The organism is Micromonospora sp. SD12, assembly GCF_052068495.1.
GTDB classification, from domain to species: domain Bacteria; phylum Actinomycetota; class Actinomycetes; order Mycobacteriales; family Micromonosporaceae; genus Micromonospora; species Micromonospora echinofusca.
Genome location: NZ_JBQHDF010000023.1, coordinates 77,787 through 93,854 on the forward strand (window position 1 = coordinate 77,787; position 16,068 = coordinate 93,854).

Consider the following 16,068-nt stretch of genomic DNA (forward strand, 5'->3'; position numbering starts at 1 on the left):
GGCGGCTCGGCTGCACGGATCGTCGTCGAGTCTGGCACGGGCCCCGGACGCCCGCCATCGGTTTACCCGCCGCAGCGGAAACACGACGGGGGCGGGCGGCCGCACCGGCCGTCCCGCCCCTTGTCCGCCAAGATCAGGCGTTGATCTCCTTGCGACCGTTGCCGTTGGCCGTGGCCGTCACGGTCACCCGGCGGGGCTTCGCCCGCTCCGCGACGGGGATCCGCAGGGTCAGCACACCGTTGTCGTAGCCGGCCTCCAGCTTGTCGGTGTCGAGGGTGTCGCCGAGGAACAGCCGCCGGGTGAAGGTGCCCATCGGGCGTTCGGCGGCGACGAGCTCGACGTTCTCGCCGGCCGGCCGGCGACGCTCGGCGCGTACGGTCAGCACGTTGCGCTCGACGGTGCAGTCGATGCTGTCCGGGTCGACGCCGGGCAGGTCGAACGCCGCGTAGAACCAGTCGCCGTCGCGGTAGGCGTCCAGGGGCATGACCGCGGGGCGCGCGGCGGTGCCGAAGAACTGCTCGGTGATCCGGTCGATCTCACGGAACGGGTCGGTACGCATCAGCATGGTCCTGCCTCCTCGGTTCTCCTGGCCGAAGGTCCGTCTAGTTGAGCCGAGTCGACTCAACTTCCTCTTCAGTATTTAGCGCGTCACGGCCGTGTCGTCAACTCAGCACCTTCTCGAACCAGTGCTCGGCGTAGACGCCGTCGTTGTACGCCGGGATCTCCCGGTAGCCGTGCCGGGCGTACAGGGCGCGGGCCTCCACCAGGTCGCCCCGGGTGTCCAGGCGGATCCGGTCGGCCCCGGCGGCCCGGGCCCGCGACGCCACGGCGGCGAGCAGGGCCGCACCGCCCCCGTGACGGCGGTGCGCGGGCCGCACGTACACCCGGGTCAGCTCCGCCCAGCCCGGCCGGAACCGCAGCCCGGCGCAGCCGGCGGGAGCGCCGTCGCGGTACGCGACGAGCAGGATCCCCGTGGGTGCGGCCAGGTCGTCGCTCGGGTCCTCGGCCATCGCCGCCGCGACCTCGCCCGGCCTGGCCGGACGGCCGTGGTAGCGGCGGACCATCTCCTCGAAGTACGCCTCGAGCAGGGCCCTGGCCTCGGGCCGGTCGGGACGCGTCGGCACCGACGCCCAGTCTGTCGCGGTCACCTCAACCGCCGATGCGCCAGTAGACGCCCCGCTCCCGGGCCAGCAACTGCTCGTCGATCAGGTACCGGCGCAGCGTCACGTGGTCGGAGCCGCCGCCCTCGCACCAGCGCCGCAGCACCTCGTCCACCTCGCGCTCCGGGTAGCGCACCCCCGGCTCGAAGGACCTCGCCAGGTGCGCCAGCACCACCCGCCGCCGGCCGCGCTGCGCCGGCAGACCGGTCAGCGTGTCGCCGCGCACGAAGGTGCGCAGCACCCGGTCCGTCAGATCGTCGGCCGGGCGGGGCGCCGACGGCGTACGGGCCGCCTCCCGCAGCCGGTCGGCGTCCACCCGCAGGTCGCCGTCGCCGCCGGTCACCAGGCCCGCGTCGACGAGCCGACGGATCGCGGTGAGCACCTGCCGCGCCGGCAGACCCGTCCGGTCGACCACCGCCGGGGCGTCGGCGCCGCCCAACACGATCGCCGCGAACACCCGTCGCCGTACGTCGTCGGCGAGTGCCCCCGCCAGAGCCTGCGCTGTCATGCCGGCCACCCTGCCAGCCGGCGTACGCGCGCCGCACGTCATTTCCGCCCGCGTGGCCCGGTCACCGACGGATCAACCCACGGGCCCGGGCGACGGCGACGGCGGCGGTACGCGAGTCGACGCCGAGCTTGCCGTAGACGTGCACCAAATGCGTCTTGACCGTGGCCTGGCTCAGGTGCAGCCGCCGGCTGATCTGCTGGTTGGACAGCCCGTCGGCGACGAGTTGCAGCACCTCCGTCTCGCGGCGGCTCAGCGCGGTGCCCGGGGCACGCACCCGACCCATCAGGCGGCGGGCGACGGCAGGGGCGAGGGCGGAACGGCCGGCGGCGGCGGCGCGCACGGCCGCGGCGAGTTCCTCGGGCGGGGCGTCCTTGAGCAGATAACCGATCGCGCCGGCTTCCACGGCGGCGAGGATGTCGGCATCGGTGTCGTAGGTGGTCAGCACCAGCACGACAGGGCCGCCGGGGCGGGCGGTGATGGCGGCGGTCGCGTCGGCGCCGTCCATCCCCGCGCCGAAGCGCAGATCCATGAGCACCACGTCGACCCGCTCCCCCTCGGCGAGCGCGACGGCCTGCTCCGCGGTCGCGGCCTCGGCGGCCACCTCGAAGTCCGGCTCGGTGGCCAGGACGGCGCGCAGCCCGGCACGCACGACCGGATGGTCGTCGGCCAGCAACAGGCGGATCCGACCGCTCACGAGCCCGCCGCCTCGGTGCCCGGACGCGCGAGGCCGACAGCCAGCCGGGCGCCGCACCCGGGCGCCGACTCCACGACCAGACTGCCGCCCAGTTCCTCGGCCCGGGCCCGCATCGCGGCCAGCCCGAACCCGCCGTCGCCGCCCGGCCGGTCGCCGGCCGCGCCCACGTCGAAGCCGCACCCGTCGTCGACCACGTCGAGCACGACGTCGCGCCCGCCGTAGCGCAGCGTCACGTCGGCGCGCCTGGCCCCGGCATGGCGCACGGTGTTGGCCAACGCGGACTGCGCGATCCGCAGCAGCGCCACCTCGTGGCCGGTCGGCAGACGCACCGCCGTCCCGTCGACACGCAGGCGTACGGCCAGCCCGGACGCGGCGGCGGTCGCGTCGCACAGCCGCCGCAGCGCCGCCGGCAGCGTAGCGCCGTCGAGGCCCGGCGGGGCCAGGGCGCGCACGAACCGACGCGCCTCGACCAGGTTGTCCTGCGCCGTGCGGCGGGCCTGCTCGACGTGGCCCGCCGCGACGTCGAGCCGGTCGGGGAACCCGCGCTGGGCGGCACGCAGCAGCAGCTGGATGCTCGACAACCCCTGGGCGAGGGTGTCGTGGATCTCGCGGGCCAGGCGTTCCCGCTCGGCGAGGACCCCGGCGGCGTGCTCGGCGGCGGCCAGCTCGGCGCGGGTGGCCCTCAGCTGCTCGATCAGCCGCCGACGGCGCTCGCTCTCCCGGTACAACGCCTGGTAGCCGAGGACCGTACCCACCGACACCGCGGCGCCGATGGCCGGACCGATCACCGCGCCCGGCGTGAGCGCCCCCTGGTGGCCGGCGACACCGGCGACCGCCGCCACGGTCGTCGCCGCCACCGCCACGATCCCCCAGCGCACGGGCAGCAGGTGCAGGTGCAGCAGGAACAGCGGGAACGCGAACCACACCCCGTCCGGGGTCAGGGCCAGCAGCGCCAGCCACCCGCCGGTCAGCACCGCCAGCCAGGCCAGCGCGGCAGGTCGGGACCGGCGCACCAGCGGCAGCGCCACCCCGACGGCGTAGACGACGGCCAGCGCCACGGCTGCGGCGAGCACGGCGGCACGCCGCGGGCCCGGCCCGGTGACGGCCCGCACGGCGGCCACCGCGAGAAGGAGCCCGACCAGCAGGTGCAGGCAGACGCGCAGCACCCGCAGCGGCCGAGCGAGCGATTCCGGGTTCACGATGCCTCCAGGCTAGGACGCCGACGGTCGCCGCCATCAACCAAAAGGTTGATCCCGACGTACGCAGTTCGACGCCCCGAACCCGATCGGCGGCGCGATGGCGTCGGCCGCCATCCGGACGACGGTTGGTGCCGGGCCGCCACCGCGGCTTCAGGCACCTACCGGAAGGCTGATGCGATCGTGTTCGTCGCGTGGAGAGATCTACGGTTCGCCAAGGGCCGCTTCGCCCTCATGGGAACGGTCGTGACGCTGATGACGCTGCTGGTGGTCCTGCTGTCCGGGCTGACCGCCGGCCTGGGACGCGGCAGCACCTCGGCGATCACCGACCTGCCCGCCGACCACCTGGTGTTCTCCGCCCCGGCCGACGGGCAGAAGCTCTCGTTCACGGAGTCCACCGTCAGCCGCGAGCAGTGGCTGCGCTGGCAGGACGTGCCGGGGGTGAGCGCCGCCGCGCCCCTCGGCATCGCCACCACCCGCGTCGACGCGGGCGAACGCAGCGCCGCGCTGTCCGTGTTCGGCGTCCCGCCCGGCTCGGGCCTGGCACCCGCCACCCTCGCCACCGGACGGGCCGTGCTGTCGCGCGGCGCGGCCGACGCGCTGCACGCCCGACCCGGACAGACCGTGTCCGTCGGCGCGCACCGGCTGACCGTCGCCGCGGTGGCCGGCGACGCCTCCCACAGCCACACCCCGGTGATCTGGACCGACCTGCACGACTGGCAGGCCCTGGCGCCCGGCGCCGACGGCGACGCCGCGACGGTCGTCGCGCTGCGCACCACCCGCGACGCCGACCTGGCCGCCGCCGACCGAGAGCTGCGCACCCGTACGGTCACCCGCACGGAGGCGCTGTCCGCGATCGGCTCCTACACCGCCGAGAACGGGTCGCTGCAACTGATGCGCGGGATGCTGTTCGGGATCTCCGCCCTGGTCGTCGGCGCGTTCTTCACCGTGTGGACCATCCAGCGCGCCCCCGACGTCGCCGTACTGAAGGCGCTCGGCGCCACCACCGGCCACCTGCTGCGCGACGCCCTCGGGCAGGCCTTGGTGCTGCTGCTCGCCGGCACCGCCGCCGGCACCGCGCTCGCGGTCGCGCTCGGCGCCGCGGCGGCCGGCACGGTGCCGTTCGCGCTCACCGCCGGATCGGTGCTGTTCCCGGCCGCCGTGACGATCGCGCTCGGCGCGGCCGGCGCCGCCCTGTCCATCCGCCGCATCACCTCCGTCGACCCGCTGATCGCGCTGGGGAGCGCCCGATGAGCCTCGCACTCGCCGACGTCACGCTGACCTACCCCGACGGCGACGCCCGGCTGACCGCGCTCGACGGGGTCAGCCTGCGCGTGCCGGCGGGCACCACCACCGCCGTCATCGGCCCCTCCGGCTCCGGCAAGTCGAGCCTGCTGGCGGTGGCCGCCACCCTGATCACCCCCGACTCGGGAACGGTGCTCGTCGCCGGCACCGACACCGCGGGGCTCGGCCGCGCTGGCACGACCGCGCTGCGGCGGGAGAAGATCGGAATCGTCTTCCAGCAACCCAACCTCATCGCCTCGCTGACCGCCGCCGAACAGTTGCAGGTGATCGCCCACCTCGCCGGCGGTTCCCGCCGCGCCGGCCGCGCCCGCGCCGCGGAGCTGCTGGCGGCGGTGGGGCTCACCGGCCAGGCCTACCGTCGCCCGCACCAGCTCTCCGGCGGGCAGCGACAGCGGGTCAACATCGCCCGCGCCCTCATGAACGATCCGGCGGTGCTGCTGGTCGACGAACCCACCAGCGCGCTGGACCACGAGCGGGGCGCGGCGATCGTCGAGCTGGTCACCGACCTCACCCGCCAGCGCGGCACCGCCACCGTCCTGGTCACCCACGACCGGGAGCACCTGCACCGCGTCGACGCGGTCGCCGAGATGATCGACGGCCGGCTGCGCCTGCCGGCCCCGGCCTGAACGCCCGGACGGCGCCCGCCCCGCAGGTCCGGCGCTGCGCGGCGCCGCCCGGTGCGGCAGAGTGACACCGACGGCCGGCGAGCGAGGAAGGGCGGTTTTCGCGTGGAGGGTCCGACCGGGGTGGTGTTCCCGAAGACCGACGCGGGACGCAGTACGTCCGTGCTCGGCCGGGCGGTCGTCGCCGACGCCCTGCGCGCCGTCGACCCGGTCGGCGCGCGCTCGGCGGAGCACGAGACGAACTGGCGCCACGGCTACCTCGGGCACTTCCGACGGCTCGTCGAAGCCGGGCTGCTCTCCCGCGACGCCGCGGTGACGATCGCCCGCGACGGGCTCGCCGCACTGCACCGCCGGATGAGCGTGGTGCACGCCGACGGCACCGAGACCGGCCTCCGCGAGGTGTTCGACGCGCCCACCGTGGCCGAGCCGCTGCGCACGGCCACCGTCGCCGGCACCGGTGCGGTCGAGCGCGAGTTGTCCCTGCCGTACCGGGGCCAACGGCTGCGCGGCGACGACCTGCGCCGCCGGCTCGACGCGTGGGTGGGCGCCGGCGTCGTCGAACCGTCCTGCGCCGAGGCGGTACGCGCCGTCATGGCGAACCCGGACTGGCTCGACCTGCGCGACCAGCGCGTCGTGGTGCTCGGCGCCGGTGCCGAGATGGGCCCGCTGCCGTCCCTGCTGCGCTGGGGCGGCGACGTCGTCGCGGTCGACCTGCCGCGCCCGGACATCTGGCGGCGCCTGCTGCACACGACGCGCCGCTCCGGCGGCCGGCTCCGCCTGCCCGTCCCCGCCGGCACCGACACCGACGACGGCACGCTGGCCGAGCACGCCGGCGCCGACCTGCTGCACCACCTCCCGCAGGTCACCGACTGGCTGCTCGGCGTCGACGGCCGGCTCGTGCTGGGCAACTACGTCTACGCCGACGGCGCGACCAACGTCCGCCTCGCCACGGCGGTCGACGCCCTCACCCTGCGTCTACAGCAGCGCCGCGACGACGTGGCGCTCGCGTTCCTGGCCACCCCCACCGACGTCTTCGCCGTTCCCGGCGACGCCGTGCGCCACGCCGAACGGGGCTACGCGGCGCGCGGCGTCGTCCGCCGGTCGCTGCGGGTCGCCTCCGGCGGCAGGCTCCTGCACCGCAACTACCCACCGGACGCCGACCCCGGGATCAACGACAGCCTCGTGCCGCAGCAGGGCCCCAACTACGCGCTGGCGAAACGCCTTCAGCGGTGGCGGGCGACGGTGGCCCGGGACGCGGGGACGACCGTGTCGTTCACCGTCGCCCCGCCCACCCGCACCCGCTCGGTGCTGCGAAACCGCGCGCTGGCCGCCGCGTACGCCGGCGCACACCGCTTCGGCATCGAGGTGTTCGACCCGGCGACCAGCAACACGCTGATGGCCGCGCTGCTGGTGCACCACCTGCGTACGGGCGGCCCGACGCTGGCGCACCCGTGGCAGGACGAGGCGTACGGCGCGGCGCACGGCGGACTGTGGCGGGTGCCGTACGCTCCGCGCAGCGCCCTGGGCCTCGCCGTCCTGCTCGGCCTCGGCGGCGCGCGGACCTGACCACCTGAGGTGAAACTCGACCTCGCCGGGTTCGGTGCAGGACCCGACCGGTCTGGTGGGCAAGTTGCTGTCCACGGCGCTGGCGATGGTGGCCGAGTCACGAGGCCGACCTGGCGCGGTCGCGCACCCGCGAGGGGATGAAGGTGGCCAACGCCAAGGGTCGCCTGCGGGGCTGAACCCGAGGCGGGAGGCTCACCTGGTGGCGTCGCACGCCGCGGGGGAGCACACTGGCGCCGAACTGGCGGAGCTGTTCGGCGGGGCCCGGTCGACGGCGTACCGGGCGGTCCAGGGAGCGGCGTCCGCGTGATACGGCCGGGCCCGCGGCACCATGATCCGCCCGAGAGCGGATCATGGTGTGGTGGATTCGACCTGGGCACAGCTGGCGGTGGGGCTGCTCGCGGTCGTGGCGGTCTTCGTCGCGGTAGGGCTGGGCGTGGCGCTGTTGGCCTGGACTCCCCTGACCGGCCGTGATGCGAAGGCGGACGGCTGGTGGCGGACGGCGGGGCGGCGCCTGCGCGACGGTGTGCGCCGGCTGGCCGCCCTCGTGGTGGCCGGGATACGTCGGGCTCGCGTGCCGACGGCGATAACCGCGTGGTTGTCCGATGCGGTGCGGCATCCGGCTCGGCTGGTGGGGCTGGGCTTCGCAGCGGCGGTGCTGGCTGGTTCGGCGTTGCTGCTGCTGCCGTTGGCCACCGAGAGCGGCCGCAGCGCCCCGCTGATGACGGCGGTGTTCACCGCGACGTCGGCGGTATGTGTGACCGGGTTGGTGATCGAGGACACCGGCACCTTCTGGTCCGGGTTCGGCGAGGCGGTGATCCTGGTCCTGATCCAGATCGGCGGGTTCGGGATCATGACCCTTGCTTCGTTGCTCGGCCTGCTGGTGGCCCGCCGGCTGCGGATACGGCTGCAACTCGGCACCCAGGCCGAGACGAAGGCGCTGGGCGTGGGTGAGGTCCGCCGGGTCGTGCTGGGCGTCGTGCGGGTGAGTCTCCTCGTGGAGGCGGTCGTGGCGGCGGTGCTGGCCTGGCGGTTCGCTGAGGGCTACGGCCACACCACGGGCCGGGCGGTGTACCTGGGGGTGTTCCATGCGATCTCGGCGTTCAACAACGCAGGCTTCGGCCTGTACCCGGACAGCCTCATGCAGTTCGTCGACGACCCGCTGATCTGCCTGCCCATCGCCGCTGCGGTGATCATCGGCGGATTGGGCTTTCCGGTGCTGTTCGAGTTGCGCCGGGGGCTGCGTACGCCGGGCCGCTGGTCGATCCACACCAAGATCACCGTGGGTATGACGGTCGGGCTGCTCGCCGGCGGCTGGGTGGCGATCAGCGTCACGGAGTGGTCGAACCCCGGCACGCTCGGTGGTCTCGGGCCGGGCGGCAAGCTGCTCGCCGGGTTCGTCACCGCGGTGATGCCGCGCACCGCCGGGTTCAACAGCCTCAACGTCGCCGAGTTCAATGACGTCACCCTGCTCATCCACGACGCACTGATGTTCATCGGCGGGGGCAGCGCCGGCACCGCCGGCGGCATCAAGGTGACCACGTTCGCGCTGCTGGGTTTCGTCATCCTCGCCGAGATCCGCGGCGAGCCCAGCGTCCACGCCCTCGGCCGCCGGCTTCCCGCCGGTGTGCAGCGCCAGGCGCTGACCATCGCGCTGCTCAGCATCGCCGCCGTCGCCGCGTCCACCGTCGCCCTGCTGGCGCTGACTCCGTTCCGGCTCGACCAGGTGCTGTTCGAGGTGACCTCGGCGTTCGCCACGGTCGGGCTGTCCACCGGCATCACCGCGCAGGTCGGCACCGCGGGGCATGTCATCCTGACCATGCTGATGTTCATCGGCCGCCTGGGGCCGATCACCGCGGCGACCGCCCTGGCGCTGCGTGAGCGGACCCGCCGTTACGAACTACCCGAGGAGCGACCGATCGTTGGCTAGGAAACCTGCTACCAGTAACCGCATCGCCGTGCTCGGCCTCGGTCGTTTCGGCGGCTCCATGGCGCTCGAGCTCATCCGCCAGGGTTGGGAGGTCATCGGCGTCGATGCCGACCCGACGGTGGTGCAGACCTACGCCGATCAGCTCACCCACGCCGCTGTCGCGAACACCACCGACGAGGTCGCGCTGCGCCAGCTCGGCGTACACGAGATGGCTCACGCTGTGGTCGGCATCGGCACCGAGCTCGAAGCTGGCATCCTCACCACCGGCCTGCTGGCCGACCTCGGCGTGCCGAACATCTGGGCCAAGGCCGTCAACCGCCAGCACGCCCGCATCCTGGAGCGCGTCGGCGCCCACCATGTCGTGCTGCCGGAGCACGAGATGGGCGAACGCGTCGCCCATCTCGTCACCGGGCACATCCTCAACTTCATCGAGTTCGAGGACGACTACGCCATCGTCAAGACCCGCGCCCCCGAGGAAACGTTCGACAAGACCCTCGCCGACGCCGCCTTACGCTCGAAGCACGGCATCACCGTGGTGTCCATCAAGCGGCCAGGTGAGGGTTTCACCTACGCCACCGCCGACACCGTCGTCTATGCCGGCGACATCCTCATCGTCGCGGGCAAGACCCGTCAGGTCGAAGCGTTCGCCAGCCTCAGCTGACCATCGCTGGGTCTGGCCACCTGCACGCGACGATGCCGCATCGACTGTGACTCCCGTCAGTCGAGCGGTTCCGGATCCTCTTCCCCGCCGGCGGTGTCTTCGGCGTTGAGGGCCAGAGCCTCACGCAGCCAACCCCACTCGTCGGGATGAAGCACGACGGTGGTCCACCGACAGATCGCGGCTGCGATCGTCGGGAGTGCCTAGATTTCCGGGTTCGACCGGTGCTGAAGGCGCCAAGCCACCCGCCGGCGCGGGCACTTCCCCACCGGGCAGGGCCGATGAAGGTCCTCCACCTCGTTCGTCCCGCAGAAACGCCGAGGGCGACCCCCGCCCGACCATAACAGTCATTATGGTGCGCAGCCGATTCGCCCCTTTCGTCCACCCTTATTACTGGATTGTCATTATCGGTAATCCGATAATTGACTGAGGCCGCGCGCCGCCCTGCTGGGTCTGCGGGCGTGACCCGCCTCACGCATGTCACAAACGCCCGGTCGCCCGGTGTCTTCAGGTCGAAGGCCCCGCAAGCGAAGGAGACACCATGACCGGCAACACCGATGTCGTCGTGATCGGCGGCGGATACGCCGGCGTCATGGCGGCCAATCGCCTGACGCAGCGCGCCGACGTGCGCGTGACCCTGATCAACCCGCGCCCGACCTTCGTCGAGCGGGTCCGCCTGCATCAACTGGTGGGCGGGTCCGACGACGCGGTCGTCGACTACACCGACGTCCTGGCCGAGCGCGTACGGCTGGTCGTCGACACCGCGACCCGGATCGACGCCGCCGAGCGCCGCGTGCGGCTGGCGACCGGCGGCACGCTCGGCTACGACTACCTGATCTACGCCGTGGGCAGCGGCAGCGCCGACCCGGACGTACCCGGAGCCGCCGAGTTCGCGTACCCGATCGCGAGCCTGGAGGACGCGCGGCGGGTGCGGCCTGTCCTCGACGCCGCCCCCGACTCGGCCCCCGTCACCGTGGTCGGCGCGGGCCCGTCGGGCATCGAGACCGCCGCCGAACTGGCGGAGACGGGCCGCGCCGTCACCCTGGTCTGCGGCGGGGTGCTCGGCCCGTACCTGCATCCTCGTGGCCGACGCGCGGTGGCCCGGCGGCTGGCGAAGCTCGGCGTCACCGTGCTCGAAGGCCCCGACGCGACGGTGACGGCGGTGGCCCGCGACGCCGTGCGGCTCAGTGGCGGTCGCGAGCTGCCCAGCGCGGTCACCATCTGGACCGCCGGCTTCGGCGTGCCGGACCTGGCCGGCCGCAGCGGGCTGAGCACCGACGCCCTGGGTCGCCTGCGCACCGACGAGACGCTGACCAGCGTGGACGATGCGCACATCGTCGCGGCCGGAGACTCGGCGGCGCCGTCGGATCTGCCGTTCCGGATGGGCTGCCAGTCGGCGATGCAGCTCGGACCGCAGGCCGCCGAGACGGTGCTCAGCCGGATCGCGGGCCGGCAACCCGCGCCGGTCGCGGTGGGTTTCGCCGGCCAGTGCATCAGCCTGGGGCGGCGCGCCGCCGTCTTCCAGTTCGCCCGCCGCAACGACGCCGCCGTGAGGTTCCACCTCGGCGGCCGGCCGGGCGCGAGGCTCAAGGAACTCGTGTGCAGGAGCATCGTCTGGCAGCTGTCGTACGAGGCGCGCAAGCCCGGCGCGCGCGCCTGGTGGATCAGCGACGGCACGCGCCAGCACCTGCTCCGGGCCAGGCGGAGCGAGGCGCCGACCACCGCAGGACAGCCGGTCTGACCAGGCATCGGTGGTCCGGCCCCGGCCGCTCGTGCGGCGGCGCATCCACAACGGGGGGAGCCGCCGCACGAGGGCGGTCATCGGCGGGCCCGTGAGGTGGTTTCCCCCAGCGCGAGGCCCGCGCAGCGCTGGAGGCGTTCCGACGCGCGCTCGAAACCCGCAACGTGCGCGACCTTCTGGCCGTCCTCGCCCCGCAGGTCGTCCTGGTGGGCGACGGCGGGGGCATCAGGCAGGCGGCGCTGCGGCCGATCGTCACCGCCGACAAGGTGGCCCGCTTCATCGTCGGCGGCCTCGGCAAGACCGACGGTGTCCTCACCGGCGACCTGACCGTGGTCAACGGCAGCCCGGCACTGCTGGTACGCCTGAACGGCGAGATCGACGGCGTCATGGCGATCCGCGTCGAGGCCACCGGCATCACGGGCCTGTACTACGTCCGCAACCCGGAGAAGCTGACCCGCCTCGGCGCAGAGACGCCGCTGACACTGCGATGAACACCGGCGGCGCGACACCTCGGACGGTCAGGTGCCGCGCTGGTCGGCCGAGCCGTCGGGCCCAGGCGACGGCGAAGCGGCGCGGAGAGCTCGGCGATCGGCTGGTCCGTACCGGCCTTTGTGGACGCTCGGGTCACCCTTCGGCCGATGGCCGCCGCGCCGCGGGCGCGTAGCGTACGGTGTCGAAGCGGTGACCCCGGACCAGTCAGCGTCGATAGGAGCACCATGATCGCGGAGACGGTGGAATGCGCCTACTGCGGACAGCCGAAGTCGGATCGGGTGCGCAAGTGCCCACACTGCGGCAACGGCTGACGATCCGCTACCGCACCCGCACCTGCATGACCTGCCCCTCGGGATCGGTGCGCACCTCGAACGGGCGCTGATCGGCGGTCCCCTCCGCCGACCATGACCTGTCCACCAGTTGCACCACCTGCAACACCTCGATCGTCGCGTACCCGACCGAGGTGAGGTGACCCGCGATCGCCGTGGCGATGCTGGCGGCCGTCGGGGAGGAACGCCTCGCCAGGAAACCACGTGCGCGCAGCTGAAGCGCCACGGCCTTCAGCACGTCGTAGGTGAAGTTCCCGGTCACACCGGCCAGGACGGCGTCGCGGAGGAAGTCGGTGACGTCAAGAGTGTGGGCCGCGTCCGACAGTTCATCTTCGGCAACGCCGTCCAGCACCAGGGAGGAACCGTCGTCCAGGGGCACGAGCAGTTGCGTCATGCACACATGCTGGCAGACCCGCGCACCATGATCGTAGGAAGGATCGCGTGGAGGGTTACCCCGGACGCGGGCGCGTGTGGTGGCTCGGTTTCTGGCAGACCGCCGAGTACGCCCACTGGTGGCTCAGCGCGGACGTACGCCTGCTCGACAGCGCCGGCCCGCTGGCCGTGGGCTCGGTCGCCCTCGACCGGCTGGCCGCGCCACTGGCCGCCCTCTCGGCCTCGCTGCCGGGCCTCGTCGCGAAGGAACGGGCAGCGCTCGCCGACGTCGACCGCCGCATCGCGGAGGCACGTCCCCAGCACGACGACCCCGCGTCGACGGCTTCCGCCATCGCCAGGCGCATAGAACTCCTCGGCGAACGGGTCGCTGTGCTCAACGGTGCCGCCCGTCGATCCTGGACCGGCGCGATGGTCGACCCGGCCGCCAACCTCGCCCTGTTCCGCGAACTGGGCAGCGTCCTGCTTCCGGAGGAGCTTCGCGATCGGATCCGGACAGCGGACGCACACGACACGACGCTCGTCGTGGCGCCGGGTCCCGGCCTGTCGAGCGTGCCGTGGGAGCTTCTCGTCATCGACGACGAGCACGACGTCCGGCTCATCGAACGCGCGAACGTCCTCGGTGGAATCAGCCCGGCCATGCTGGTCAACCTGGCCAGACCGGCGGCACCCTGGACTGGCGACGGTCCGGCCGTACGGGTCGTCGATCCCACTGCGGCCGGGAGCCGGAACGGCGGCGGGCGCATCTACCCCGACGGGGTGCCCGAGGCGTGGCACCGCCGCAGCGGCGACACGGACGCGCTGCTCGGCGCGGGTGCGACGGTGGGCTGCTCGCCCTCGGAGCTGGCCGCGGCCCTCCAGTCGCAGGCGTGGTCCCGGCTGGTGTTCGTCGGCCACGCCTCGGCCACGGACCCGGCGATGCCGACCTCCGCCGGCCTGGAGTTGGCCGTCGACGGGGAGACCGGGTACTCGCGGCTCACCGCCGGGCAGTGGCTGAGGGAACCCGCGCGGTGGCCCGCCCCACGCCGGGTCGGCTTCGTCGCCTGCCAGTCCGACGACGCCGGGTACACCGAGCAGATCGGTCTCACCCTCGCGGCGATGAATGCGGGTGCGCGCACCGTGATCGCCACCCGTTGGAGCCTGCCGAGCGACGGCTCGGAGCGCCTCGTGGCCGGCGGGGCGCCGATCGGCTCGGCCACGACCGCGCTCGCGCTGGCCGTCGATGCGGCGCTGGAGACGAGCGATCCCGTCGGGGCCATCGGCGAGTGGCAGCGTGACCGGCTGAGCTGCTGGCGGTCCGCCAGTGGCGACGCCGCACGCCGCCTGCACGCCCCGTTGGTGTGGTCGGCGTTGGTGACCTACGACATTCCGGACGCGGCGGTCCGGACGATCCCAGGGGTCGACCACCCCACGCAGCGACGCCTCGATTCCGGGTCACCACGTCCCGACGTCCCCCGGTGGCAACCGGGCGATGACGCCGCCGAGGTGGCGGAGAACAGGTTGGCAGCCGGCGTGGCGGCGTTCGGCCGCGCCGACTGGCCCGAGGCGCGCGAGCACTATCTCGTAGCCCTGGCCGCCTTCGCCGCCCGCAAAGACCTGAAGGGCGTCGCCGACGCCACGACCAACGTCGGCAACGCGGCGTATTTCATGGGCGACCTGGAGGAGGCTGCCGACCGGTACCACACGGCCCTGGCCCTGTACCGGGATCTCGACCTCGATCGGCAGGCGGCCGTGGTCGGGCAGAACCTGGGCAACGTGTCGTTTCAGCGCGGCGAACTCGATGTCGCCGCGCAACAGTACCGGGAGGCCGCCGACGCCCTGCTCAGGGGCGGGTTTCGTCGGCACGGGGCGGACACGCTGGTGAACCTGGGTGCGGTGCTGATCGAACTGGGTCGCCCGCGCCCCGCCCTCGAACACCTCGATCAGGCAGGGGACCTGTACCGAGAGACGTGCGACGAAGGCGAACTGGGCGGCAAGCTCGCCGAACTCGACCAGAACACGGCGTTGGCGCTGGCCGGGGTGAAGTCCTTCGAGCGTGCCCGCGCCCATCTGCTCTCCGCCCTGCGGCACTGGCAGACCGACGATCCGTCGCCGGAGCGGGCCGCGCGCATCAACCACAACCTGGGTCTCGTGGCGTTCCGCGCGGGCAACCTGCCGGAGGCGCAGCTCAGGTACTCCCGCGCCCTGGAGCATTTCCACGCGGTGGGCAACGAGCACGAGGCGGCCGACGCCAGGCTCGGCCTGGGAACCGTCGCCCGCAACCGGGGCGACGTGGGCGAGGCCCGGGCGAACTTTCGGCAGGCGCAGGAGCACTACCGCAGAACGGGGCAGTGGCTGGCCTACGCCCAGGCCTCGTTCAACGAGGGGCTGACCTATCCGAGCGACAGCGGCCATAGATTCGACCTGCTGGCAGGCGCGTGGGCGGCGATGCAGTCGATGTCGTGGCGGCTCTCGCACGTCAGCGAGCGGGCCGGCTGGCGCGCCGCCCTCGACCACGCCAACGACGAGGTTCTGGAGTCCGCTCGCCGCAGTGGACGCACGCGTCAGTTCGTCGAGCTGCTCGAGTCGTTGCGGATAGCCGGCACGCTGCGCCGCGCCGCGCCGACACGACTGCCTCCGGCGCACCCGTCAGAAGTCGACCGGGACGCCCCGTTCGTCGAACCACTACCGTCGATGACGCTCTCCGCCGGACCGCTCACGCCCTGGGCGCCGTCGTCAGCCGCCGACGAGGCGCCCTGCGACGCGCCACCGTGGATCGACTGCGGCTGGCCACCCACCCTGGTCGACGTCGTGGCGCGCGCCGAGGAGATCATCGCCGTCGCCGGGGCGACGACGCCTCCCCTACGCCGGGGGACGGTGTCGCTGATCCCGCTGCTGCACCGACATCCGCCTGCCGACCAGTGACGACCGCCAGTTCCCGGACGGCCCCGGTACGCGATCCAACCAGACCATGGAGGTGGCTCACCCCATGTTCCCACTCGAGCTGGCGCACCAGGCCAAGGGCACGCCTGTGGAGACCCTGCACAAACTCGTCGGGGCGGCAGGTCTCGTGATCACCGTGCAGGGTCCCGGCGAACTCGGCGAGATCGTCCGCGACGTCGTTGCGGCGGCACCCCGCCTCGCCGAGGACCACGAGGTCAGAGCCGACGGCCTGATCATGAGTCGGGTGGGGCTCTACCGCGTCTTCTGGGGCGCGCTGAAGTGGCCCGGCGGGAGTTTGGCCATTCTGGTCCCGCTTTCGCTGCACGACGGACAGGACGTCAGCGAGTGGACCCGGCACTTCATGAACGAGGTGCTCGACCCGGTCCGGGGCCTGTCGCGGCAGGGCTACTCCGTCGGCGGGGGCGGCAACGGAATGGTGACCGAACGGGACTTCTGTCACGCCTTCACGCAGGCTCACACCTAAGGCGTGTTTCATAAACCGGTCAGAGCCACTCAGTGATGATCGTGATGGTTAGGACGGCTTGGAAGCGAACTGC

16 protein-coding genes are annotated in these 16,068 nt (G+C 73.1%); 10 read left to right on the forward strand and 6 right to left on the reverse strand.

Annotated features, from left to right (window positions below):
• Window positions 1-133: 133 nt before the first annotated feature.
• The 5 genes from ACTMS2_RS27505 to ACTMS2_RS27525 form a co-directional block, all read right to left on the reverse strand.
• On the reverse strand, window positions 134-565 hold the full coding sequence (locus ACTMS2_RS27505) for an Hsp20/alpha crystallin family protein (RefSeq protein WP_089000369.1): 432 nt from the start codon (window positions 563-565) through the stop codon (window positions 134-136).
• A gap of 97 nt (window positions 566-662) precedes the next feature.
• Window positions 663-1,124 (reverse strand): GNAT family N-acetyltransferase, encoded by a 462-nt coding sequence (locus tag ACTMS2_RS27510; RefSeq protein ID WP_441177988.1) that lies wholly within the window; start codon window positions 1,122-1,124, stop codon window positions 663-665.
• 25 nt (window positions 1,125-1,149) lie between these two features.
• Window positions 1,150-1,668 (reverse strand): DUF2087 domain-containing protein, encoded by a 519-nt coding sequence (locus ACTMS2_RS27515; RefSeq protein WP_441177989.1) that lies wholly within the window; start codon window positions 1,666-1,668, stop codon window positions 1,150-1,152.
• 61 nt (window positions 1,669-1,729) lie between these two features.
• Window positions 1,730-2,362, reverse strand: a complete 633-nt coding sequence (locus ACTMS2_RS27520; protein WP_441177990.1) for a response regulator — start codon at window positions 2,360-2,362, stop codon at window positions 1,730-1,732.
• Window positions 2,359-3,561, reverse strand: coding sequence for a sensor histidine kinase (locus ACTMS2_RS27525; RefSeq protein WP_441177991.1), 1,203 nt, complete (start codon window positions 3,559-3,561; stop codon window positions 2,359-2,361). The genes ACTMS2_RS27520 and ACTMS2_RS27525 overlap by 4 nt, the downstream gene beginning before the upstream one ends.
• A gap of 252 nt (window positions 3,562-3,813) precedes the next feature.
• Between ACTMS2_RS27525 and ACTMS2_RS27530 the strand changes: the two genes are divergently transcribed.
• The 8 genes from ACTMS2_RS27530 (at window position 3,814) to ACTMS2_RS27565 (ending at window position 12,181) form a co-directional block, all read left to right on the forward strand.
• Complete coding sequence (locus ACTMS2_RS27530) at window positions 3,814-4,812, forward strand: ABC transporter permease (RefSeq protein WP_441178000.1); 999 nt, start codon at window positions 3,814-3,816, stop codon at window positions 4,810-4,812.
• The gene (locus tag ACTMS2_RS27535) at window positions 4,809-5,489 is read left to right on the forward strand and encodes an ABC transporter ATP-binding protein (RefSeq protein WP_441177992.1); all 681 of its coding nucleotides are present in this window, start codon (window positions 4,809-4,811) and stop codon (window positions 5,487-5,489) included. Before ACTMS2_RS27530 ends, ACTMS2_RS27535 begins: the two co-directional genes overlap by 4 nt.
• 102 nt (window positions 5,490-5,591) lie before the next feature.
• Window positions 5,592-7,052, forward strand: coding sequence for a hypothetical protein (locus ACTMS2_RS27540; protein WP_441177993.1), 1,461 nt, complete (start codon window positions 5,592-5,594; stop codon window positions 7,050-7,052).
• A gap of 595 nt (window positions 7,053-7,647) precedes the next feature.
• Window positions 7,648-8,979, forward strand: a complete 1,332-nt coding sequence (locus ACTMS2_RS27545; RefSeq protein ID WP_441178001.1) for a TrkH family potassium uptake protein — start codon at window positions 7,648-7,650, stop codon at window positions 8,977-8,979.
• Between the two features lie 28 nt (window positions 8,980-9,007).
• Entirely contained in the window at window positions 9,008-9,640 is a 633-nt protein-coding gene (locus ACTMS2_RS27550) for a potassium channel family protein (protein ID WP_441177994.1), read from the forward strand.
• Between the two features lie 538 nt (window positions 9,641-10,178).
• On the forward strand, window positions 10,179-11,378 hold the full coding sequence (locus tag ACTMS2_RS27555) for an NAD(P)/FAD-dependent oxidoreductase (protein WP_441177995.1): 1,200 nt from the start codon (window positions 10,179-10,181) through the stop codon (window positions 11,376-11,378).
• 164 nt (window positions 11,379-11,542) lie between these two features.
• Window positions 11,543-11,869, forward strand: coding sequence for a hypothetical protein (locus ACTMS2_RS27560; RefSeq protein WP_441177996.1), 327 nt, complete (start codon window positions 11,543-11,545; stop codon window positions 11,867-11,869).
• A 225-nt stretch (window positions 11,870-12,094) separates the two neighbouring features.
• Window positions 12,095-12,181, forward strand: coding sequence for a zinc ribbon domain-containing protein (locus ACTMS2_RS27565; protein ID WP_350823378.1), 87 nt, complete (start codon window positions 12,095-12,097; stop codon window positions 12,179-12,181).
• Window positions 12,182-12,188: 7 nt separating this feature from the next.
• Here ACTMS2_RS27565 and ACTMS2_RS27570 read toward each other — a convergent pair whose 3' ends face one another.
• The gene (locus ACTMS2_RS27570) at window positions 12,189-12,593 is read right to left on the reverse strand and encodes a hypothetical protein (protein WP_089000385.1); all 405 of its coding nucleotides are present in this window, start codon (window positions 12,591-12,593) and stop codon (window positions 12,189-12,191) included.
• 47 nt (window positions 12,594-12,640) lie between these two features.
• On the opposite strand from ACTMS2_RS27570, the gene ACTMS2_RS27575 reads away from it, so the two are divergent.
• Together ACTMS2_RS27575 and ACTMS2_RS27580 are read left to right on the forward strand one after the other, a co-directional pair.
• The gene (locus tag ACTMS2_RS27575) at window positions 12,641-15,493 is read left to right on the forward strand and encodes a CHAT domain-containing tetratricopeptide repeat protein (RefSeq protein WP_441177997.1); all 2,853 of its coding nucleotides are present in this window, start codon (window positions 12,641-12,643) and stop codon (window positions 15,491-15,493) included.
• Window positions 15,494-15,557: 64 nt separating this feature from the next.
• A complete protein-coding gene (locus tag ACTMS2_RS27580) occupies window positions 15,558-15,995 on the forward strand; it encodes a hypothetical protein (RefSeq protein WP_441177998.1) in 438 nt (145 codons plus the stop codon).
• Window positions 15,996-16,068: the final 73 nt, after the last annotated feature.

What these genes read in the sequence shown, in the direction of transcription:
- ACTMS2_RS27535 (WP_441177992.1), top strand. Translation starts at nt 4,809, where the DNA reads ATGAGCCTCGCACTCGCCGACGTCACGCTGACCTACCCCGACGGCGAC.
- ACTMS2_RS27555 (WP_441177995.1), top strand. Translation starts at nt 10,179, where the DNA reads ATGACCGGCAACACCGATGTCGTCGTGATCGGCGGCGGATACGCCGGC.
- ACTMS2_RS27530 (WP_441178000.1), top strand. Translation starts at nt 3,814, where the DNA reads ATGACGCTGCTGGTGGTCCTGCTGTCCGGGCTGACCGCCGGCCTGGGA.
- ACTMS2_RS27570 (WP_089000385.1), bottom strand. Translation starts at nt 12,593, where the DNA reads ATGACGCAACTGCTCGTGCCCCTGGACGACGGTTCCTCCCTGGTGCTG.
- ACTMS2_RS27515 (WP_441177989.1), bottom strand. Translation starts at nt 1,668, where the DNA reads ATGACAGCGCAGGCTCTGGCGGGGGCACTCGCCGACGACGTACGGCGA.
- ACTMS2_RS27565 (WP_350823378.1), top strand. Translation starts at nt 12,095, where the DNA reads ATGATCGCGGAGACGGTGGAATGCGCCTACTGCGGACAGCCGAAGTCG.
- ACTMS2_RS27580 (WP_441177998.1), top strand. Translation starts at nt 15,558, where the DNA reads ATGTTCCCACTCGAGCTGGCGCACCAGGCCAAGGGCACGCCTGTGGAG.
- ACTMS2_RS27505 (WP_089000369.1), bottom strand. Translation starts at nt 565, where the DNA reads ATGCTGATGCGTACCGACCCGTTCCGTGAGATCGACCGGATCACCGAG.